Origin of the sequence: Paenibacillus peoriae KCTC 3763, assembly GCF_000236805.1 — a bacterium.
Taxonomy (GTDB): Bacteria; Bacillota; Bacilli; order Paenibacillales; family Paenibacillaceae; genus Paenibacillus; species Paenibacillus peoriae.
In genome coordinates, this window is record NZ_AGFX01000013.1 from 1 (window position 1) to 23,003 (window position 23,003).

14 protein-coding genes are annotated in these 23,003 nt (G+C 51.2%); all 14 read right to left on the reverse strand.

Annotation, left to right across the window (positions count from 1 at the left end; all coding sequences use genetic code 11):
* A partial coding sequence (locus KQI_RS26725) for a non-ribosomal peptide synthetase (RefSeq protein ID WP_010346427.1) occupies positions 1 to 9,981 on the reverse strand: 9,981 nt, incomplete at its 3' end.
* 572 nt (positions 9,982 to 10,553) lie between these two features.
* Positions 10,554 to 11,429, reverse strand: coding sequence for a sulfate ABC transporter permease subunit CysW (gene cysW, locus KQI_RS0108975; RefSeq protein ID WP_007432245.1), 876 nt, complete (start codon positions 11,427 to 11,429; stop codon positions 10,554 to 10,556).
* Positions 11,430 to 11,511: 82 nt separating this feature from the next.
* A complete protein-coding gene (gene cysT, locus KQI_RS0108980) occupies positions 11,512 to 12,345 on the reverse strand; it encodes a sulfate ABC transporter permease subunit CysT (protein ID WP_010346428.1) in 834 nt (277 codons plus the stop codon).
* Between the two features lie 80 nt (positions 12,346 to 12,425).
* Complete coding sequence (locus KQI_RS0108985) at positions 12,426 to 13,487, reverse strand: sulfate ABC transporter substrate-binding protein (protein WP_010346429.1); 1,062 nt, start codon at positions 13,485 to 13,487, stop codon at positions 12,426 to 12,428.
* A gap of 381 nt (positions 13,488 to 13,868) precedes the next feature.
* Complete coding sequence (locus tag KQI_RS0108990; protein WP_010346430.1) at positions 13,869 to 14,552, reverse strand: hypothetical protein; 684 nt, start codon at positions 14,550 to 14,552, stop codon at positions 13,869 to 13,871.
* 121 nt (positions 14,553 to 14,673) lie between these two features.
* A complete protein-coding gene (locus tag KQI_RS0108995; RefSeq protein WP_010346431.1) occupies positions 14,674 to 15,168 on the reverse strand; it encodes a hypothetical protein in 495 nt (164 codons plus the stop codon).
* Positions 15,169 to 15,296: 128 nt separating this feature from the next.
* Positions 15,297 to 16,484 carry an MFS transporter gene (locus tag KQI_RS0109000; protein ID WP_010346432.1) on the reverse strand — a complete coding sequence of 396 codons (1,188 nt, stop codon included), beginning with the start codon at positions 16,482 to 16,484 and terminating at the stop codon, positions 15,297 to 15,299.
* Positions 16,485 to 16,543: 59 nt separating this feature from the next.
* The gene (locus KQI_RS0109005; protein WP_010346433.1) at positions 16,544 to 17,116 is read right to left on the reverse strand and encodes a TetR/AcrR family transcriptional regulator; all 573 of its coding nucleotides are present in this window, start codon (positions 17,114 to 17,116) and stop codon (positions 16,544 to 16,546) included.
* A gap of 194 nt (positions 17,117 to 17,310) precedes the next feature.
* Positions 17,311 to 18,612, reverse strand: coding sequence for a pyrimidine-nucleoside phosphorylase (locus tag KQI_RS0109010; protein WP_010346434.1), 1,302 nt, complete (start codon positions 18,610 to 18,612; stop codon positions 17,311 to 17,313).
* 31 nt (positions 18,613 to 18,643) lie between these two features.
* Positions 18,644 to 19,351 carry a purine-nucleoside phosphorylase gene (gene deoD / locus KQI_RS0109015; RefSeq protein WP_010346435.1) on the reverse strand — a complete coding sequence of 236 codons (708 nt, stop codon included), beginning with the start codon at positions 19,349 to 19,351 and terminating at the stop codon, positions 18,644 to 18,646.
* Between the two features lie 39 nt (positions 19,352 to 19,390).
* Positions 19,391 to 20,575: a phosphopentomutase gene (gene deoB / locus KQI_RS0109020; RefSeq protein WP_010346436.1), complete on the reverse strand. Its 1,185-nt coding sequence runs from the start codon at positions 20,573 to 20,575 to the stop codon at positions 19,391 to 19,393.
* Positions 20,576 to 20,604: 29 nt separating this feature from the next.
* Positions 20,605 to 21,783 carry a NupC/NupG family nucleoside CNT transporter gene (locus tag KQI_RS0109025; RefSeq protein ID WP_010346437.1) on the reverse strand — a complete coding sequence of 393 codons (1,179 nt, stop codon included), beginning with the start codon at positions 21,781 to 21,783 and terminating at the stop codon, positions 20,605 to 20,607.
* A gap of 78 nt (positions 21,784 to 21,861) precedes the next feature.
* Complete coding sequence (locus KQI_RS0109030) at positions 21,862 to 22,257, reverse strand: cytidine deaminase (RefSeq protein ID WP_010346438.1); 396 nt, start codon at positions 22,255 to 22,257, stop codon at positions 21,862 to 21,864.
* Positions 22,258 to 22,287: 30 nt separating this feature from the next.
* Positions 22,288 to 22,950, reverse strand: coding sequence for a deoxyribose-phosphate aldolase (deoC, locus tag KQI_RS0109035; protein WP_007432257.1), 663 nt, complete (start codon positions 22,948 to 22,950; stop codon positions 22,288 to 22,290).
* Between the last annotated feature and the right edge of the window lie 53 nt (positions 22,951 to 23,003).

Sequence of the window (23,003 nt, forward strand, 5' to 3'; positions counted from 1 at the left end):
TTCAATCGCCCGTTTCCATGCTGCCGGACCGGATTTTCCCGCTTCGGAGGCTTGAAATACCTCAGATAATTCAGACGCCTCGGATGATTCAGATACTTTGGATGCGTTGGACGATTCGGACACTCCATACGCTTTGGATGCGTTGGTTGCTTTGAACATTTCGGACGGTCCGGTCACTTCACACCCTTTAACCCCGGTCCGGTAATCGAATTCCTCCAGCGTAAACAGCTCACCTTCTACACCCCGGTTGTACTGCACCACTCCGTCTGTCGTTTCGCTATACACCATCCGCAGCGCATCGTGATGCTCCACCAGCGCCCGCAGCGCCGCTTCCGTCTGCCTCCGCTCAAACCCTTTCTCCGCATACAGCATGACCGATTGGTTCCAGTGGTGTCGATCCGTAAACCGCTGCTCAAAGAACCATCGCTGCACGGGCGTCAGCTTCACTTCGCCCTTCACTTCCGACTGGTCTGCTCTCTCGCCTTTTAATTCCTCCAGGTACGGGGACACCTGCGCGATAGTCGGATTTCGGAACAGGTCCTTCATCTCCAGCTTCCAACCGTGCTTGTGCAACCGGCTCGCCATCTGGATCGCCTTGATCGAATCCCCGCCCAGGGCAAAGAAATTGTCCTCCGTGCCGACCCGCTCGACGCCCAGCACGTCCTGCCATACCTCCGCCAGCAGCGCCTCGCTTTCGCTGGCTGGCTCCCGGTACGACGCTGCTCCGGCCGACGTATCCGGCTGCGGCAGCGCCCGGCGGTCCAGCTTCCCGTTCGCGGTCACCGGCAAGTGCGCCAATGCCGTCCAGTACGCTGGCACCATATAGTCCGGCAGCACCGCTGCCAGGTGGCGCTTCAGCCCTTCTACCTCCAGCGTCGCTTCCCCCGACTCCGACGATCCGAAGGCTACCACGTATGCGCACAGCGCCGTCTGGCCTTGCTTATCCGTCACGTCCAGCACGGCCGCTTCCTTCACTTCCGGGTGGCTCAGCAGTCGGCTCTCAATTTCCGCCAGCTCAATCCGGAAGCCCCTCACCTTCACCTGCTGGTCGATCCGGCCTACATATTCGATCCGGCCATCGCTGCGCCATTTTACCAGGTCCCCCGTCCGGTACATCAAACCTCCCGGCACGAACGGATCGGCTACAAAACGCGCCGCCGTCTCCTCCGGTCGGTTACGATACCCCCGCGCCAGGCTCCGCCCGGCGATGCACAGCTCTCCGGGCACTCCGATCGGCTGCGGCATATCGCCTGCACCGAGCACATACACCCGCGTATTGGCAATGGGGTTGCCAATCGCAGGCACAGCCTCGCCTGCTTCGACCGTCATGCTCGTTGCTACCACCGTACTTTCCGTCGGTCCATAGTTGTTCACCAGCGTATAGCTCCGCTCTGGCGGCAGCGCCCGTTTCAGCTTGTCCCCTCCGGTCAGCAGCACCCGCAGGGAGCGGTTCTCCAGCTCCATAAACTGCTCACACAACTGTGTCGGCAGGAAGGTAATCGTGATTTCGTTCGTCTCGAAATAGCGGTTTAACGACTCCAAATCCATTCGGATGCCTTCGTCAATCACATGGATTTCCGCTCCGGCCACCCAATAAGGGAACAGCTCCCAGACAGAGGCGTCAAAGCCAAAGCCCGCGTATTTCGCGCTCCGATCCTCTGCCGTTACGCCAAAAGCCTCGTTATGCCAGCAGCACAGGTTCACCAGCGATTGATGCTCGACCATAACCCCTTTCGGCTGGCCGGTCGTCCCCGACGTGTAGATCATATACGCCAGATCGTGCGGACCAGCCGCTAAAGGCAGGTTCGGTTCGTCAGCCCATCCAGCAGAAACGACAAACGGACTGTCTTGGAGCAAGTCAGCTTCATACCGACTACCATCTCCGGGACTGCCGACCGTCTGCACGTCCCCAAACCGGACACCTTCGTGGAGACTACCACCAGACAGGCCGTCTCCCGATAGCCCGCCGTCCAGGTATACCACCTCGCCGCTATAATCCTCCGGTATCGGCAGGCCGCTTTGCGTTACCAGCGCCAAAGCTCTGCTGTCAGCCAAAATATAGGCGATTCGCTGCGCCGGATAATCCGGGTCAATCGGCACATATGCCGCCCCTGCCTTCATAATGCCCAGCACCCCGGACGCCATCTCCAGCGATGGTTTCACCATAATGCCGACGGCTCGTTCCGGTCCGGCACCTCGCTCCCGCAGTAGCCGTGCCAACTGGTTGGCGCGACCGTTCAGCTCGCGGTAGCTCCACGTTTTTCCGCCATACGTCACCGCCGCCGCCTCTGGTGTACGCTCCGCCTGCTCCTCAAACAGACCAACCACCGTCCGGTCTCCCGGCACCTCCAGCTCTGTCCGGTTCCATTCCTCCAGCAGCACATACTGCTCTTGCTCTGTCAGCAGCGGCAGCTCGCTCAGTAGAGCTCCACGATTCGCTGCAATACTGCGCATCATATGGACGAGATAACCGCTCCAGCGTGTGATCGTCTCATGCTTGAACAACGCCGTATTGTATTCAAATTCGAGCATAATTGTATGCCCGTCATCCGCTGCCGTCAGCGTCAGGTCAAATTTGGCTGTCTTCTGTTCGGAAGAGTGTGGCTTCAAACTCAATATGTCCATTTTCAAATCGTTCAGATCGGCATTTTGCATGGCGAACACCGTGTCGAACACCGGATTGCGGCTTAGATCTCTTGGCAATTGAAGTTTTGTGATTAACTCCTCAAGAGGATAATCCTGGAACTCAAATGCTCCCAGCGATACCTCCTTCACTTCCTGCAAATACCGTTCAAATGTATAGCTAGCTTCCGGCCGAAGGCGGAGCGGGAGTGTGTTGACGAACATGCCCACCAGTCTTTCCAGGTCGGAATGCGGGCGACCAACAAACGGCGTGCCGACAACAATATCGTTTTGTCCGCTCAGCTTGCCCAACAATGTGGTGTAGCAGGCTAGCAGCACCATATTCAGCGTCGTTCCCGTATCCTGCGTCAGACGCCGCAGTACCGTGGCAAGCGTATCGTCCAGCGCAAATCGAATCCGATCTCCGGCAAAGGTCTGAACCGCCGGGCGCACATAGTCGGTCGGCAACTGAAGCGAGGGGATGTCCTTGCCGATCTGTTCCAGCCAATATGCCTCCTGCTGCCGGAACGCTTCCGTGCGGAAGAACGACTGCTGCCACACAGCATAATCCTTGTATTGAATGCGGAGCGGCCCCAACTCTTCTCCCACATACAATCTGGCGATTTCATCCATTAAAATATCTACTGATGCGCCGTCCGAGATAATATGGTGCATATCGATAAAGAGAAGATGCTTCATCTCGCTCGTGCGGATCAGCGTTACACGGAAGAGCGGAGCCTGATTCAAAACGAACGGCCGCACCAGATGCCCCAGCATTTCCGCTGCCTCTTTTTCGGACGCATGCACATAATCCACCGCAAAATTTGTTTCTTCCCACACCCGCTGCATTGGCGTTCCATCCACCAGTTCAAACGAGGTCCTGAGTGCTTCGTGTCTCCGCACAAGTTCTTTAAGCACCGTATTAAAGCGTTCCTGCGCAAGTGGTCCTTCCAGATCGAAAACGGCAGGCATATTATAGCTCTGTTCCGCGCCTTCCATTTGCTGCAGCACATACAGTCTTTTCTGTGCCGATGACACCGGGTAAACCTCCTGCCGTGGAGCCCGTCCGATCGAATCAAAAACGCTTTTGCCGGATCGGGAGAGGACTTCGGCGAAAGCTGCCGCTGTTGGTGAAGCGAACAGCTCCCTGAGCGGGATCTCAGCTTCCAGTTCACGATGAACGCGCGCCAGCATCGCCATCGCTTTTAAAGAATGGCCACCCAAATCGAAAAAGTTGTCATGTATGCCGACCCGCTGGACGTCAAGCACAGCCTGCCAGATGCCAACAACCGCCGCCTCCGTTTCGTTGCGCGGGGCCGTATAGTCGCTGTCTGCAGCCGCATCCTCTCCGGGAGCCGGCAAGGCTCTGCGGTCTATCTTGCCATTGCCTGTCAAAGGCAGTTCATCCAGTTGAATAAAAGCGGACGGAACCATGTAAGCGGGTAGTCCCTTCGCTGCGTGCTCGCGCAGCTCGCTTACGGTCAGCACAGTTTCTGCGACGAAGTACGCACACAAACGTTTTTCGCCCCCCGCCATATCGAGGGCCAGCACAGCTGTTTCCCGCACCGCTTCATGCTGCAACAGTTGATGCTCGATTTCGCCCAGCTCAATCCGCTGACCACGAATTTTCACCTGATGGTCGATCCGGCCGATGAACTCAATATTGCCGTCAGGCAGCCACCGTGCCAGGTCGCCCGTGCGATAAATCCGGGCTCCGCCTGCAAACGGATGAACCGTAAATTTCTCCCCGGTAAGCTCCGGACGATTCAGATAGCCAAGTACAATTCCGTCGCCACCCACACACAATTCTCCTGCCACTCCGATCGGCTGCGGTCGGTTGAACGTGTCGAGAATGTATGCCGACGTATTGCTGACCGGCTTGCCGATTGGAATGCTCACCGCCTGATCATCCACTTCGTTCACTGGATAAAAGGTTGCAAATACCGTACTTTCCGACGGTCCGTACATATGCAGGAGACGGTCAGGTCCTGCCGCAGCGAGCGCCCGCCGTACATGATCTACTGATGCCCGTTCCCCGCCGAACAGTACTTTGCGGATACTTTGGATGCAGTCAGGCGCAAGATCGACCAGCAGATTGAACAGCGCCGTCGTGATCATCAGCACGGAAACTCCTTCACGTTCGATTACACGCGGCAGCTGCGAAATGTTGAGAACTACGTCTTTCGGAACAAGCACCAGCCGCGCACCATGCAGCAGCGATCCAAACACATCGAACATAAACGCGTCAAACACGTAGTTGGAGAGGCCAAGGAACGTATCCTCCGGTGAAATATCCATATAATTCGTGCAGCACACCGTCCGCAAAATGTTGGCATGGGTCACCATGTTGCCTTTCGGCAACCCCGTTGTACCAGATGTATATGTGAGATTGGCTAACTGTTGAGGCGCAATCGGCACATCCACATTCGTATCATCTCCGTGATACAAATCTCCGTCATCGGCCAACAGAATTACACCTTCGTATTCCACGGCCTCTGCCAAATGCGCCAAAGAACGTTGGGTCAGCAGCACAGATGCCTTGCTATCGTCAAAAAAGTGCCGTATCCGCTGTCCGGGATGCTCTGGATCAATCGGCACGTATGCAGCCCCAGCTTTCAGAACAGCCATTACCGAAACGATCATTTCCAGCGAACGTTCGAGCAAAAGCGCCACCACTTCGCCGTTCCCGACACCACGGGTTCGAAGCGTGCGGGCCAACTGGTTGGCTTTGGCATTCAACTGTCCGTACGTCAGTTGTGCGCCTTTATATACGAGTGCCGTCCGGTCAGGGGAGGCCGCTACCTGCCGTTCAATCATCCATACGACATTTTCTTCCTTAGGGTAATCGGTCGGTTCGGGATTAAATCCGTGCAGAAGCTGCTCTCGTTCTTGCCCTCCCGGCAGACTGTATTCGCCCACCTTCATTTGCGGATCAGCAACGGCCGCCCGCAGAAGGTTCACGTAATGCTCCAGCATCCGGCCAGCCGTCTCTCGCCGGAACAACCGGGTCGCATAGTCCAGGTCGAACCTGATGCCGTCATTCTCCTCCGTTGCCTGAAGCGTAAGATCGAATTTGGCTACCCGGAAATTCGTTTCGTACAGCGACAACTGCGCACCACCGAGATCCGGCAAGGCCTCCATCGCGTTTTGCAAAATAAATACGGTGTCAAAAAGAGGGTTACGGCTTAAATCACGAGGCAGGCTCAATTTGTCCACCAGTCGTTCAAAAGGATAGCTCTGGTGCTCAAACGCTTCTACCGCCTGACTGTACACTTCACGCAGGAGCTTATTGAAGGAATCTCCAAGATCGATCTTGGCACGGATGGCCAGCGTGTTGACGAATAGACCGACGACGCCTTCCAGATCAGCATGATTCCTTCCCGCTGTCGGTGTGCCAACCACGATGTCCTCCTGGCTCGTATACTTGGCGAGCAGCGCATAGTATGCGGACAACAGAACCATATACAACGTCACGCCATTCCGCTCAGCCAACTGTTTTAGCTCTGACGTTATTACAGGGTCCAGCACGGCGGATACCCGATCACCTTCAAAGCTCTGCACCGGCGGACGCGGATAATCGGTCAATAGCTCCAGGACGGGCAATTCGCCACCGAGCGCAGTCAGCCAATAGTCCTCTTCGGCGGCAAAAATCGTTTCCGCCTTCGCGTTCTGCCAGACCGCTACATCTTTATACTGCAAGCGCAGCTCCGGCAGCTGTCGTTCCTCACCGTACAAATAGCCTAGTTCCCGTAGCAGGATAGCGATAGATACGCCGTCGGAAACCAGATGATGCATATCGAAAAGCAGCATCTGCCGTTTCTTCTCCACAGACATCAGTCCAACCCGCAGCAAAGGGGCGCGGCCAATATCGAACGGACGAACGAATGAGGACATCGCCTCTTCTGGAGAACATTCGCCAGCCGGAATCACCGTGAGTTCGAATGAGGCATTATCGTGTATTTTTTGTACCGGGACACCTTCCACGGTTTCAAACGACGTCCGCAGTGATTCGTGACGCCGAATCAGCTTGCGAAACGCTGACTCCAAGCGGCTGATGTCGATACTGCCCTCAATCCATGCCGCAGCCGGCATGTTATATGCGATGCCCGCCTGTTCGAGCTGGCCCGCGATATACAGCCTCCGCTGGGCCAGGGACAGCGGATAGAACGTCTGCGGCAGTGCCGGTTCGATACTGGCAAACACTGTCTCGTCCGACTGCCGGACGTACTCGGCAACTGCCTGCACTGTTGGTGCTCCAAACAAAATGTGAAGCGGCACCTCCACGCCCAATGCCTTATGAATTCGGGACAGCAGCGTCATCGCCTTAAGCGAATGTCCTCCAAGCTCGAAGAAATTATCGAGCATACCGACGCGTTCCGCACCGAGCACCTCGCCCCAGATGTCTGCAAGCTGTTGTTCCGTCTCGTCCGCAGGAGCGACATATTCCGCTCCGCTTGCCACCGTCACCTCAAGCTTCAGCAGTGCTTTGCGGTCTACTTTGCCACTCGGCGTCAACGGAATTTCCTTCAATTCCGCAAAATACGGAGGAATCATATATTCCGGCAGTCTTTTGGAGAGGTGGACTTTCCATTCGTCCGGGGCCATCGGGATGTCCGTTTCCTTCGGAACGATATAAGCAGAAAGCTCATATCCGCTCTCTCCTTGGGGACGGGCCAGTACAACTGCCTTATCCACGCCAGGATGCTGGTGAAGCACAGCCTCAATTTCACCCAGCTCAATTCGGTAGCCGCGAATTTTCACCTGATCGTCGCTCCGGCCGATAAATTCGACATTACCGTCGGGCAGCCAGCGCGCCAGATCGCCAGTTCTATACATCATTCCGTTCGGCACAAACGGGTCAGGGACAAATTTTTGCGCGGTCAGCTCCGGCAGATTCAGATACCCGCGCCCCACGCCGTCACCAGCGATGCACAATTCCCCCTCTACACCTTCGGGTAGTATCTGTCCGAACTGATCCATGATGTACAATCGGTTGCTGCCGAGTGGTTTGCCGATCGGCACATAAGCACCAACAGCTTCCTTCGTTTCGGGCAGATAATCGAAAGAGGCGGCATCGACACAGCATTCCGTTGGGCCGTATACATTCGTGATCTGCGGGTAGACTCCAGCCGCCGCGAACTTATCTAGCAGCTTTTTCACCCCATCGTACGGCAGCGCTTCGCCGCCAATCAGCAGGTGTCTAAGCGGGATGGCTTCCAGCCCCCCCGCTCCGGCAATGATTTGCACATGTGCCGGTGTACCATCGCTGATTTCAATTCGTTGTTTCTTATAGTAGTCCATCAACGTCTTGCCACTTGAAGCATACGAGCGGGGAACGATAAACAGCGTATGCCCGAGCAGCAGCGAAGCAAATACTTGCTGAACCGACGCGTCGAAATGAAACGGTGCCAGCAACGCAATATTCAATCCTTCGCCGTACGCCTTGTAGACACGCTCATGCAGTCCTTCGATCAGATGATGGACCTGACGATGTTCGATCATGACGCCTTTTGGCCTGCCGGTTGTACCGGAAGTATAGATGATATAAGCCAAGTCCCGGGCTGTAACGTCGATGTCCGGATTCTCCGCATTCTTCGTTCCAGCTACCGCAGCCTTGAACTCTATAATCCGCTCCGGGTGTAAACCATATCGGTCGTTTAAAGGCTGGTCGGTGATGATAAACGCCGCACCCGAGTCTTCGACGATGTGGCGAATCCTTTCCTCTGGAAAGTCGGGATCGACCGGAACGTAGGCGTATCCCGCCTTCAGCACGCCAAGAATGGCCACAATGAAACGCTCCGAGCGCTCCATCAGCAGGACAACGGACGTGTCCGGCCCTACCCGTTTGGCGCTCAGCAGGTGTCCAAGCTGGTTCGCCTGCCGGTTCAATTCCTTGTATGTCAAAGACCGCCCCTCGTACACGACAGCTTGCCGGTCGGGGTCTGTCTCGGCCCTGCGCTCTAACAAGCCGTGCAGCGTTTGCCCGCGATCATAAACAATGCCCTCGGCATTGCACAAATTAGGCATCCTTTGCTTGTGCTCTTCCGGCAGCCATGCCAGTTCAGTAATATTTTTATTCGGTAAAGTAGTAACGTCCCAAAGCAAAGTGATAAGCCGCTCATAGATATCCCCGATTTCCGCCTCAGTGAATAAATCACGGCGGTAATCCAGATCGAGCGCAAGACTTCCAGTATCCCATCGTTCTTTGACGTGAAGAGAGATATCATTGACTTCACTTCCGTTAAATATCGGTTCCGTAAAAACAGACAGGTTCTCCAATTGCTGCCATTGCATCACCTGGTATTCCAGAGAGACGCTGAACAGAGGGTCCGCTGAACCATGTTGGGCCCGCAGGTCACTGACGAGTAAATTATACGGATACTTCTGATGCCGGATCACGGCCAGCTGTTCTTTCATCTGCTGACGCACGAAAGTTATAAAGCCCAAAGCATCGTCAATCCGGCACCGCATCGGGATCGTCGATACGAACATACCCATCATCTGCTTTTCTCTCGGTTGAGTACGGTTCCCCATAAATGTGCCCAGCACCTGATCTCTCTTTCCTGTCACCCGATACATGTAAATGTGAAGCACCGACAGGAATAAAGCCAGGATGCTAACCCCGGTTTCGACGCAGAAACGACGAATTTGTTCGTGCAGCTCAGGCGGAAGATCTCTGGATAGCCGCGACGCCGCAATGCCCGCTCTTGAAGCACGGACATTCTTCAACGGAGCGGACTCAGGGAGTTCTGCAAACTTTTGCTCCCAGTACACTTTGTCTTTTTGAAACCGTTCCGATTGAAAATAATCCTGCTCGCTGCTGATGTATTCGATATAGGAAGGCTGAACGGCAGACAGGACTTCTTCTCCTTTCGCCAGCTTTGCACAGGTATTGGCAATTTGGTTGCCCAGCATAACAAGTGAAATACCGTCACTGATAATATGGTGGATTTTTACAAAAAACCAGTTCTCCGTTTCGTTGATTTTGAATACTGTGAATTTGACCAGCTCACTATCGTATAAAGGCATCGGCTTGCGCATCTCCGCTTCTGCCCAGTCACGCAACCTATCACTTTCTCCGTCTCCGCTGGCATCAATCCACTCGATTTCATCAAGAACAGAGTCTGCCACGTACTGGGCAGGTTCGTCGTTATTCACCGTGAACCGGAGCCGCAGCGTTTCGTTGCTTTGGACAACCAGGCGAAAAGCCTCAATAAGCAGAACAGGGTCTATTGCTTTGTCAGAACGGAGTTTCGTGAAGCCTCCTAAATTGGAAATGCCCGTGTCCGGAAAAAACTGCTCAGTATACCAAATCCTTTTTTGGGCTTGAGTGAGGGGATACACCACCATTGTGCTCATTTTTTTCCTCCCATTTTTTCATTTCAGAATGTTAGCAAAATGCTCATTTATGCAATCCAACCTTCGTAATAACGAAATAAATTCAAAAAATATACAGCCTAGACATTGCTTCACGTCTCAGCTTTTCTTGCAGGTGAACCTCACCAAATTTCTACTTTTTTTGTACTTACTCCGTCTTGGCGACTTAAAATAAAACGAGTAAATTATTACAATTATTAGGATTATGTCAAACTCGAAAATCTGTTAATTTTGCAACGCAACCAAGATTTACCTCCTCAATACTTTTATATCGGCAAAAGCACCTATAATTTTACATCTAATCTCAAATTTTTTATAAAACATTAATTTTTTTGAGTTTTTTTCTTTATATTATGTAATTAATTTTAAACGTCCATATTTAGAAGGTAATAGTGGATAATAAAAATAGGTCTCTCTTCTTACTGATTTATCCATTAAGGATAATCAGCTTGGAAGAAAGACCTATTCCTTAGGTCAGAAGACCCAGTTATTGTTAAAGTTGCCTCATATAACTTGTAAACTTCAATTGCTTTTCATTATGGCTATCATGCCTATCAGTGAACCCGCTTGCGCCCAAACCAGCTTTTAAGCACCAAGGTAGCGAGAGCCAGTAGCAGCAGCAACGAAGCCACTGCAAAGGATGCCGAGAACTGATATTCGTTATATAAAATTTCCACATGCAGCGGCAGTGTGTTCGTCTCTCCCCGGATATGTCCGGAGACGACGGACACCGCGCCGAACTCCCCCATGGCTCTCGCATTACATAAAATGATGCCATACAGCAGACCCCATTTAATATTCGGCAGCGTCACCTTCCAAAAAATGCGCCAGCCGCGCGCGCCCAGCATGACAGCGGCTTCTTCTTCCTGCTGTCCCTGGTCCTCCATCATTGGAATGAGTTCTCGCGCCACAAAAGGAAAGGTGATGAACAGCGTCGCCAAAATAATGCCCGGCAAGGCAAATATTATTTTAATATCATGCTCATCCAGCCACGGCCCAAGCCAGCCCTGTGCGCCAAACACCAATACATACATCAGTCCGCCGACGACAGGAGAGATGGCGAAGGGTAAATCAATCAAGGTGACGAGCAAGCCTTTGCCACGAAATTGAAACTTCGTGATCAGCCAAGCGGCGGCTACACCAAATACCGTATTCAGCGGTACCGTTATCGCTGCTACCAGCAGCGTTAGCCACAACGCGGACATGGCGTCCGGGTCCCGCAACGCTTCGATGTATACACTCCAGCCCTGCTTGAGTGCTTCGGTAAGCACGACGATCAGCGGCAGTACCAGCACCCATAGCAAAGCCAGAAAAGCAGCCCCGATCAGCGTCCACTTCACCCAGGGTGCCTCGCTTGTGACCCTGTGGGGCGGTGCGGATGAAGGTACTGGTGCATGAGCAAGCTCCTGCCCAGTTATCGCTTGTGACATGATAATGTCCCCTCCTTAGCATGCGGCTGTACCGCTGCCCTGTATCGTTACCTAGACATTTACATTGGACAATTACATTAGATTAGAAAGCACGACGCCGTGACCAACGTTGAATGCTGTTAATCACAAATAACAGCACGAACGAAATCACCAACAGCATCAGTGCTACCGCCGTAGCTCCTGCATAGTCATTTTGCTCCAGCTTGGACATAATGAGCAGCGGAGCAATCTCGGTCTTCATTGGCATATTGCCGGAGATGAAGACGACAGAGCCGTACTCACCAATACCACGGGCAAAGGCGAGTGCAAAGCCCGTCAGCAGCGGCGGAATTAACTCCGGCAAAATCACGCTGCGAAAGGTACGCCATCTGCCCGCTCCCAGCGTCGCAGCGACCTCCTCCTCGCCCTTGTCCATCTCCTCCAGCACTGGCTGCACCGTCCGCACGACGAACGGGATGCCGATAAACATCAGCGCAAGCGTAATACCTGTCTGTGAATACGCCATCTTCCAGCCCAATGGTTCGAACAGCGAACCGATCCAGCCATTTTGCGCATATAGAGCAGTCAAAGCAACACCCGCAACCGCGGTAGGTAAGGCAAAGGGCAGGTCAATGACCGCATCAAAAATCCGTTTCCCCGGAAACTCATACCGCACCAATACCCAGGCTATCAGTAATCCGAGGAACAGGTCGATCAGCGCCGCAGCCGCGGCACACAAGAAGCTCACCTTGTAGGAAGCCAGCACCCTTACATCCGTTGCTACGTCCCAAAACTTCTCCCACGTCAGTCCGGTTGAATTCAGGAGCAGTGCCGATAAAGGCACCAGCACCACCAGACTGAGGTACAGCACGCTATAACCCATCGTTAACCCGAACCCGGGAAGTACGCGTTTTCGGGTGGCTTGCACTTGACTCATGTTCTGTCCATCCCTCTCTAAAATCCATTCACACTACGTTTGCGATTACATCCTATCCGAATTTACACACCACTTATTTATCAACTGCCGGGTACATAAATCTGGTCAAAAATGCCCTTGTCACTAAAGTGCTTCTGCTGCGTTTCCTTCCACGTTCCGAATACATCCTTCAAGGTTACGAGCTCCATCTTCGGAAATTGATCCTTGAATTTCGCCTTCACGCTATCCAGCGTTGGACGATAATAGTTCTCGGCTGCAATGGTCTGCCCTTCTTCACTGTACAAATATTTCAGGTACGCGTCCGCCACCTCGCGTGTGCCTTTTTTATCTACGACCTTATCGACGATCGCCACTGGAGGCTCAGCCAGAATACTGATGGACGGGTACACGATATCAAATTTATCCGCACCCAATTCCTTCACAGAGAGCAATGCTTCATTTTCCCAAGCAATCAGCACATCGCCAATTCCACGCTCCACAAAGGTCGTCGTCGCCCCACGCGCTCCGCTATCCAGTACCGGTACGTGTTTGTACAGCTCCTGTACAAACTGCTGGGCTTTGGCTTCATCGTTATTGTTTTTCTTGAGCGCATAGGCCCAAGCCGCAAGATAGTTCCAACGGGCTCCGCCTGAAGTTTTGGGATTCGGTGTAATAACTTGCACATCACCCCGGATTAAATCATCCCAGTCCTTAATTCCCTTGGGATTACCCTTGCGCACCAGCAGCACAATGGTTGAAGTGTACGGTGAACTGTTATGCTCATATTTATCTTGCCAGCCCTCTTTAATAAGCCCTTTGTCCTGTAGCGCATCAATATCATAGCCCAGGGCCAGAGTGACCACATCCGCATCCAGTCCGTCCTGCACAGAACGACTTTGCTTGCCAGAACCGCCATGGGACTGCTTGATCGTCACCTTCTGCCCTTTCTCCTTCTCCCAATGCGCGGCAAATGCTTTATTATATGCCTCATACAGCTCACGGGTAGGATCATAAGAAACGTTGAGCAGCTCGACATCCTTGGAGCCGGCAGCTGAGCTACCATCCGCCTGGGTCTCTCCCTTGCTTGCCCCGCAAGCACTTAGCATAATCGTTAAAACCAAAGATAGCCCGAGAATAAGTCCACTTTTCCATTTCCTCTTCATCAAGACACCCCTAATTCTATCTAATTTGTGAAAACACATTCATTTACGCCTGTTATTTACATACCTGTTCAGAAAAAATGGCGGAGAATTCCCTGATGCAGCCCTGATAGGTCAAACCTGTCACGTGGACAGTGTCTGCCTGCTGTTCCTAGAGGTTCTCCGCCACATGGCGTGATCATACTTTAATACTTTAACATACTTTAATACTTTAATTCCTACCCGTTTAGTGAGTTATATAAGTATAATACGAGTGTTTATGAACAATGTCAAACTTTTTTTTGCATGGGCTATGGGTGCTTTGCTCGCTTCAAAAGGGGGGACAGTCAGAAACATCAGAATGTTTCCGACTGCTTGGAGGCATTTTTCAATACGGGGTGTTGCTCAGTTGGCCACGGTTTCAAGATTAATCGAAAAGACTCCAAAAAGCTTCGGATTGTCCGTACCTCTTCTCAACCACATCTCACCCGAGCCAACCATAACTCCTTGGTAATTGACAAACAAATCATCCGTCTTTTGATTCACCAGCGCTTCACGAATCGCATCCGTAAAAATCTGATCATACTTGGCCATGAAATCTTTCTTGTTCGGAATCGTTAGCGACTTCTCGCTATCATTGACACGCAGAGGGTAAAAAATATAATTGGCTACCTTCTCTTTGTCATTGTCGGCAACAGCCTTCTGTAACGCTTTGAACGTGTTCAAAAACGCTTTAGGGTCTTGAATGCCTGCGACCTCAAAAGGATTTTGAGATGAACTGGGGGCTGTCACGGAAGAAGATGCATCCGATGAAGCAGCCGGGGCCGCAGGAGTTGACTTTTGTGTGTCATTGTCGCTGTTTTCTGCATTATGGCTCTCTTTGGCTGCTTTGTCATTTTGGGCTAAACCGCTACGATTCGTGTCAGTTCCGTTCTCCATCACGCTTGTACTGCTTCCGGTATTGCTGGTTTCAGCATTCTTATCCTGGCCGCAGCCGGTAAGAGCTACAAAGGTAAGTGTAAGTAAAATGGCTGTGAGCGACAGCCTACGTGACAGCTTTTGATTACCGAATTCATGTTTTTTGGGCACGACGGGTCATCCTTTCTGCTTCTGCTTTCTGCTCTGACCTATTCTGTTCATTAAGTCTTCAACCGTTCTATTGTAACATAGTAGGCTAATGACCGCATGTTATGCCCTTTCTGGAAGCAGTTTACAGTGTGATATATGCGAAGGTTTTAACGGTTCCTTGCAATCCATCGTCTGTACTTACGTTCAAAATCAGTTCATTCGGGGAGTCGCTTCCAGCTTCAGCCTGTCCTTCCGGCTTTTCAAACAGCAGATCATGGCGTTCTCCCGGCTGCAGCGTTTGTCTAGTAAATCCGCTCGTTGTACCTTGCAAGTCTGATCCATTCGAACGGTTGAGCTTGTATTGTATCGGTTGCTTTCCTGTATTTTTGATGCTGATGTAAAGCTTGTGCCCCTCTTCAAATTTAAAGCTCGTTTCACCTTTTCCTTCAAAATACATTCTTTGATCATGTACGATACGCTTCGTTGTACCTTTCTGCTCACTTTGCGCGTTAAGCGGTACGGCCGGGTGCGTCACGCTCGACGTTGATGTTGAATATGTGTTTGACGGATAGTTGGCAAAAGTGGCATAACCTACGATCGCCCCTGCAACGCCCATCCAAACCCATTTTCCCACCATTTCATGTCCCTCCTTCACAAAAAAAGCCGAACTCATATCTATTATGAGTCCAGCTGTCATATTTTTCAAACCGGATCAAAAGCATCCATCCGGCTGTACTCTTATATTCCCCTAATTAACCAAAGCGCTTATATGTGCAGCGTGTTACGAGACTTCTTCTTATCCAACACACTATAAATCACAAAAATAATGAGATAGACCGCAATCAACAAGGTAGAGAACAAATACATTGTACTGTAAGAAGTTAATCCCGCAACAGCCCCCAAAACCAGCGATCCGCCCCCGATTCCCAAATCGAAGAAATTGTAAAATGAACCTACCGCATCCTCCCGTTCATGTTCTCCTACTACACTGATGGCCCATGCCTGCAAGGCCGGGAAAATAGCGCCAAAACTCAAGCCGTACAGTACGGCGGCGATCAGAAATTGCAGCTCTGTGCGCGATGTGGCGACCATAATGATTGCGGCAATGAGCACAATCCCGGCGGGGATCAGGATATAACCCGGACCTCTGGTATCGTAGATTTTACCGGACACCAGTCGAACGAGGAAGCTTGCCATCGCTACTGTAAAGAAGAACCAGGCCGCATTGCTGAATCCCTGCTCCTTGGCAAACAAGGCCACAAAAGACATCACGCCGCCTGCCACCACACCCACCAGCAGTGCAAGACAGGATTGCAGCAGCACTCTTTTTTCAAATAACTTAAAAGAAGCCTTTGTTCTTTCCTTCCTGATACCCACCGTTGTCTTGGTAGAATGGCGGCGAACCCATGCGCTCATGACAAGCGACAGCAACAATATCCCTGCTCCTGTGGAAAATAGCCCGTTAAAACCCGCTGCATGCAGCATCCATATGCCAATCAGCGGCCCCACAGAAATCGCTACCGTCTCCCCTACGCCAAAATAGCCCATCCCTTCCCCCATACGCCGAGAAGGCAATTCATCCGATGCAGAGGTCGCATATAGCGTGCTGGCGATACCGAATCCAAACCCATGCACCAACCGGAACACTAGCAGCAGGGCCAAGCTGGTTGAAAACATGTAGCTCCCCGTGGCCAGCATGCAAATCATAACCCCGATAATAAGGACATACTTCCTGTTCATAAGCTGAATCAGACTGCCTGAAAAGGGACGAATCAAAATAGCTGAGCACATAAACACACCGGTCACCAACCCGATCTGCGCCGGACTACCGCCCAAACTTTCTACAAATAATGGCAGCGTGGGCATCAGCATTTCGAAGGCCATAAACAGCAATGCATTGGAAATCATCAAAAATATAAAGTTTCTCGACCAAAAGGATTCTTTGCCTGACACAACCGTTTTCCTCCAATTAAAATGATGTTTGTCTTCTGATACCGCCTGTTTTCACTCACTCAGCTCTGAATCAGTCCATGCCAGTAAACATCCCAGGAGCTTTCCAGACGCGAATCGAAATTGGCGGTTCCGTTATACACAAGCTCTACCAGCATGCCTTCGATTAAGTTCATATAAGCTGTTGCGGCAGACCGGGCTGGCACACGCAGCTTTACCGACGTTTCGGCCGCGATCCGCTCATACACCAAATTCGTCTTATGCTGGACATAGCGTGTAACCATCGCCTGAATTTGGGCTTCCAGATTAGACGGTATCAGAAAGCCGACATACAGAATCAAACGCAGATTCATGGCGCTCTCATACCGTTCCTTGAATTCGGTGATGAGCCCCCGCAGCACAGCTTCAAGCGGCCGCCCGGCTTGCTCACGAAAATAACGATCCAGCTCCAGAATCTCCTGGTTCACCGCATCGTCAAATATGTCCAGGAACAAATCATCTTTGCTTTTAAAATGGTTGTAAATAGACTGCTTCTTTATCCCTACCTCATCTGCAATCAATTGCAGAGATGCAGCATCGTATCCCTTTCTCGCAAATTGAAGCAAACCAGCTGTTTTGATTTTTTGTAGTGTCATGTCTTTACCTCCCTTACGAACGTTCGTCAGTTTGTGAATTCAGTATACTACGCTCTTGCTTAAATAAACAACATTTTTCATCTAAGCACATTTCGCCCTAAAAAAATGAAAAAGCCGGAGCCCCCCTGAATTATGGGGCCCCGACTCTATCTGCCATTCTATGAAATCTTGAATGGATTCAGCCTACCTTGTACTTATTCTGTCACCGTTCCGTAGATCAGCACTGGCGCTTCCGCATGATCCGCAATCCGAATGTTCGCGTAGATTTTCTCCAGTACTTGGGCTACGTCTTCACGGTTCGCATGGATGGTAACCAGCGAATCGCCTTTTTGAACCGCATCGCCAACCTTTTTGTTCAGCATCAAGCCGACAGCCAGATCAATCTCGGATTCTTTGGTCGCACGTCCTGCTCCAAGCAGCATCGCAGCCGTACCGATCTCGTCTGCCACGATTTCGGCCACTACACCATCCTGCTTCGCTGGTACTTCAATGCGATACTGTGCCTGCGGCAAGCGTTCAGGATGATCCACTACAGAAGCGTCTCCGCCCTGATTGGCAATAAACTCCTTGAATTTTTCCAGTGCTTTGCCGTTGCGAATGACTTCTTTGAGCTTTGCTTCCGCGTCTTCGAGGGAATCTGCTTTCCCGGCCAAAAAGACCATTTGGCTGCCCAAGGCCATACACAGCTCTTCCAGATCTTCAGGTCCTTCACCGCGCAGTGTATCAATCGCTTCCTTGACTTCCAGCGAGTTGCCGATAGCCAAGCCGAGTGGCTGACTCATATCGGAAATAACCGCCATCGTTTTGCGACCGACATTGTTGCCGATGCTCACCATCGCATGTGCCAGTTCTTTGGCATCGTCGACTGTTTTCATGAACGCGCCTGCACCTGTCTTGACATCCAGTACGATGGCATCGGAACCGGCCGCGATTTTTTTACTCATAATCGAGCTGGCAATCAGCGGAATCGAGTTGACCGTTGCCGTAACGTCGCGCAAGGCATACAGCTTTTTGTCCGCAGGTGTCAGGTTGCCGCTTTGTCCGATGACCGCAATTTTGCTGCGGTTCACTAGCTCCACGAACTCATCCTTGCTGATTTCTACGTGGAAGCCAGCAATCGCCTCCAGCTTGTCAATCGTTCCCCCGGTATGTCCGAGGCCGCGGCCTGACATTTTTGCTACCGGAATATCCAAAGCCGCTACAAGCGGAGCCAGTACCAGCGTTGTCGTATCGCCTACACCGCCAGTGGAGTGCTTGTCGACCTTCACACCTTCAATCGCGGACAAATCAATGGTATCACCGGAATGAACCATCGCCATCGTCAGATCAGCGCGTTCCCGCTCGGTCATATCTTGAAAGAAAATGGACATCGCCAATGCACTGACCTGATAGTCAGGAATTTCCCCCTGAGTGTAGCCTTGGATAATAAAATTAATTTCCTCCGTACTCAGTTCTTTTCCGTCACGTTTTTTTGCAATCAAGTCTACCATTCTCATATGTCATTTCTCCTCACTGTGCGTATGATCCTTACAGGGATATTGCTGTATCGAGTGCAACTTCCATCATATCTTTAAAGGTCGTTTGCCGTTCTTCCGCCGTCGTTTCCTCACCTGTCAGCAAATGATCGCTTACGGTCAGAATCGTCAGCGCGTTAACACCAAATTTGGCTGCCAGCGTATATAATGCCGAAGTTTCCATCTCCACACCCAGCACGCCGTATTCCATCAGCTTTTGCACCACTGATTTGTCATCACGGTAAAAGCTGTCCGAGCTGAATACGTTGCCGACATGCATGTTCAGGCCTTTGGCAACACCACGATCATAAGCGCCCTTCAAAAGCTGGAAGCTGGCAATCGGCGAATAGTCATAGCCGCCAAAGATATGGCGGTTCATGCCGGAATCCGTACAGGATGCCTGTGCCAAAATAACGTCACGAACATGCACATGCTCCTTCATCCCGCCGCATGTACCTACACGGAACAGGTTTTTCACGCCGTATTCGCTGATCAGCTCATTGACATAAATACTGATGGACGGTAGTCCCATCCCAGTTCCCTGTACAGACAGGCGTTTGCCTTTATACGTACCTGTAAAACCGAGCATGCCGCGCACCTCGTTGTAACAGGTCACGTCTTCCAGATACGTTTCAGCGATAAATTTCGCCCGCAGCGGGTCTCCTGGCAGCAAAATCGTTTCTGCAATCTCTCCTGGTTTAGCTCCAATGTGTACACTCATTGTTCTATTCCTCCGTCCCATTTGTCCGTGATTATACGATTATTGAAGCTCTGCCAAAAAGCTTGTTCCGTGTTCCGGCAGTTTTACACCGAAGTTTTCCGCTACCGTCGCTCCAAGATCCGCAAACGTTGTACGGAGCGCAAGCTCCTTGCCTCCAGCTGTAAAACGCGGGGAATACACCAGCAATGGCACATATTCACGGGTATGATCTGTTCCCCGGTATGTCGGGTCATTCCCATGGTCCGCGGTGATAATCAGCAGATCGTCAGCCGTCAATTTGGCGAATACCTCTGGCAGACGGGCATCGTAATCGTCCAGGGCTTGACCATATCCCTGCGGATTGCGGCGATGGCCGTAGAGCGCATCAAAATCCACCAAATTCAAGAAGCTTAATCCGGTAAATTCCTCATCCAGCGTCGTGACCAGCTTATCCATACCGTCCATATTGGATACGGTGCGGATCGCTTTTGTCACACCCTCGCCGTCATAAATGTCGGAGATTTTTCCCAAAGCGATTACATCCAGACCTGCATCCTTCAGCTCGTTCATCGTAGTGCGGCCAAACGGCTTGAGCGCATAATCATGACGATTGGAGGTGCGGGAGAAGTTCCCTGGCTCGCCTACGAACGGACGCGCAATAATGCGGCCGAGCATGTACGGATCTTCCAGCGTGATTTTACGGCAGAACTCGCAAATCTCGTAAAGCTCCTTCAAAGGTACAACTTCCTCATGCGCCGCGATTTGCAGCACCGAATCCGCAGATGTATAGATGATGAGCGCTCCTGTCTTCACATGTTCTTCGCCCAGCTCATCAATGATTTCCGTTCCGCTGGCAGGCTTGTTGCCAATAACTTTGCGGCCTGTATGCTCCTGAATGCGCTGAATCAGCTCATCCGGGAAGCCACCCGGGAATACGCGGAAAGGAACCGCAATATTCAAGCCCATGATCTCCCAATGCCCGGTCATGGTATCCTTGCCGTTGGACGCTTCCTGCATTTTGGTGTAATACGCCAGCGGCTTCTCAGCTGCTTGTACCCCTTCTATAGGACGAATGTTGGACAGACCCAGCTTTCCCATATTCGGCATGTTCAGACCGCCGCGCTCGCGGGCAATATGACCGAGTGTATCTACATCGTAATCATCAAACTTGGCTGCATCCGGCGCTTCGCCGATCCCAACCGAGTCCAGCACGACCAAGTGAATGCGTTTAAATTTAGGCATCATAAAAATCCTTTCCTGACTTGCTGTTTTTTTTACAAAAACAACCCTGCAATCGTTGCCGACAGCACGCTAACCAGCGTTGCCCCGTACAACAGCTTCAGACCAAAGCGGGCCACCACATTTCCCTGCTTTTCATGCAGACCCTTCACCGCCCCGGAAATGATACCGATGGATGAGAAGTTGGCAAAAGATACGAGGAATACGGATACGATCCCGATCGTACGCTCAGACAAGCCTGTTTGCTTGGTCAGATCCAGCATGGCCACAAATTCGTTGGATACAAGCTTGGTAGCCATAATGCTGCCCGCCTGAACCGCCTCGCTCCATGGAATCCCCATGACAAAAGCGAACGGTGCAAACACATAACCAAGCAACCCCTGAAAGCTAATTCCAAACAGCCAGGCGAAAATGCCATTAACCATGGCGATCAGCGCCACAAATCCAATCAGCATCGCTGCTACAGTTATGGCGACTTTGAAGCCGTCCATAATATACTCGCCGAGCATTTCGAAAAAGGACTGCTTTTCTTCCTCTCGAACCTCCAGCAAATCGTCTTCCTTTTCAATCTTGTACGGATTAATAATGGAAGAGATAATAAAGCCGCCGAACAGGTTCAGCACCAATGCGGTAACCACATATTTGGGGTTCAGCATCTGCATGTAAGCTCCTACGATCGACATGGATACGGTGGACATCGCAGATGCGCACAACGTATACAGCCGATGTTTTGGCAGAAGACCAATTTGCTTCTTAACGGAAATAAACACCTCGGATTGACCCAAGATAGCCGAAGCTACAGCGTTGTAGGATTCCAGTTTACCCATTCCGTTTACTTTGCTCAAGATAACACCGATATATTTGATGATGAACGGCAGGACTTTAATATATTGCAGAATCCCGATCAGCGCGGAAATGAACACGATCGGCAGCAATACATTGATAAAGAATGGTGCCGCCCCCTCATTTGTAATCCCGCCAAACACAAAATTGATCCCTTCACCCGCATATTTGAGCAGGCTGCCAAACGCTTCTGCGAACCCACCGACCAGAAACTCGCCAATCCTTGTATTCAGCAACACAAAAGCAAGCGCCGCCTGCAATACAACCATAACCACCAGCGGACGATATCTGATTTTGCGCTTGTCGCTGCTGGCGATGTAAGTCAGTCCAAATACAACGAGCAGCCCCACTAAAGCGATGATATATTTCATTTTATTATCCCCCTTATTACATTAAGCGCTTACATCATCTATAAAAAGAACGCGCTCCCGAAAGAGGCATTCTTTTTTTTATTTTCCCAAATCCGAGGGACGAAAAGCACCCGGCAGCAGTTTTTCCATCGTCCACTCTTCCGTGTTGCCATGAAGGTTTGTCAGATATATTTTGGTATCTGAATGTGCAAATTCGGAAATGACCTGACGACAGGCTCCGCATGGAGATACAGGCCCTTCCGTGTCTGCAACAACCGCAATCGCATCAATTTTACGACAGCCTTCGGATACCATTTTGAAAATCGCCGTCCGTTCTGCACAATTGCATAAGCCGTAGGAGGCATTTTCCACATTACATCCACTGTAAATCGTGCCATCGCTACCGAGAACCGCAGCACCGACTTGAAAATTCGAATACGGAATATATGCCTGTTTACGCGCCTCAAGCGCTTCCTGAATCAATTGATCCTTCATCCGCGAATCCCTCCATGACTTTAAATGAACTTAGTAGGAAGATGTAGACTGCTCGCCCTCGATGATTTTCACACCGGAACTTGCACCGATCCGACTTGCGCCTGCTTCTACTAATTTTTGCACGTCTTCCAGACTGCGTACGCCGCCAGAAGCTTTAACCCCAATTTCAGGTCCTACTGTTTTGCGCATCAAGGCCACGTCTTCCACAGTAGCTCCACCTGTAGAGAAACCTGTCGAGGTTTTCACAAAATTCGCTCCTGCTTTGACGGACAGCTCACATGCCAGTACCTTCTCTTCGTCAGTCAGCAGGCTAGTTTCGATGATAACTTTGACCAGTGTGCCGGCAGCAGCTTCCACGACCGCACGAATATCCTGCTCAACGAGCTGTAGATCACGTGCCTTCAAGGCGCCAATGTTAATAACCATATCCACCTCAGTCGCACCGTTAGCAATAGCATCCTTCGTTTCAAATGCTTTCGTTGCCGACGTGTTCGCTCCCAGCGGGAAACCGATAACCGTGCAGGTGGCTACGCCCGTGCCTGCGAGTTGTTCTGCTGCATATGCTACCCACGCCGGGTTTACACATACGGAAGCAAATTGGTATTTTTTGGCCTCAGCGGTTAATTTCGTGATTTCATCCTTTGTCGCATCTGCGCGCAACAATGTATGGTCGATTAATGCTGCAATGTTCATATCTAAAAGCTCCTTTATTTGATAAATAGTGTGAAGACAAATGTCCTTTATTT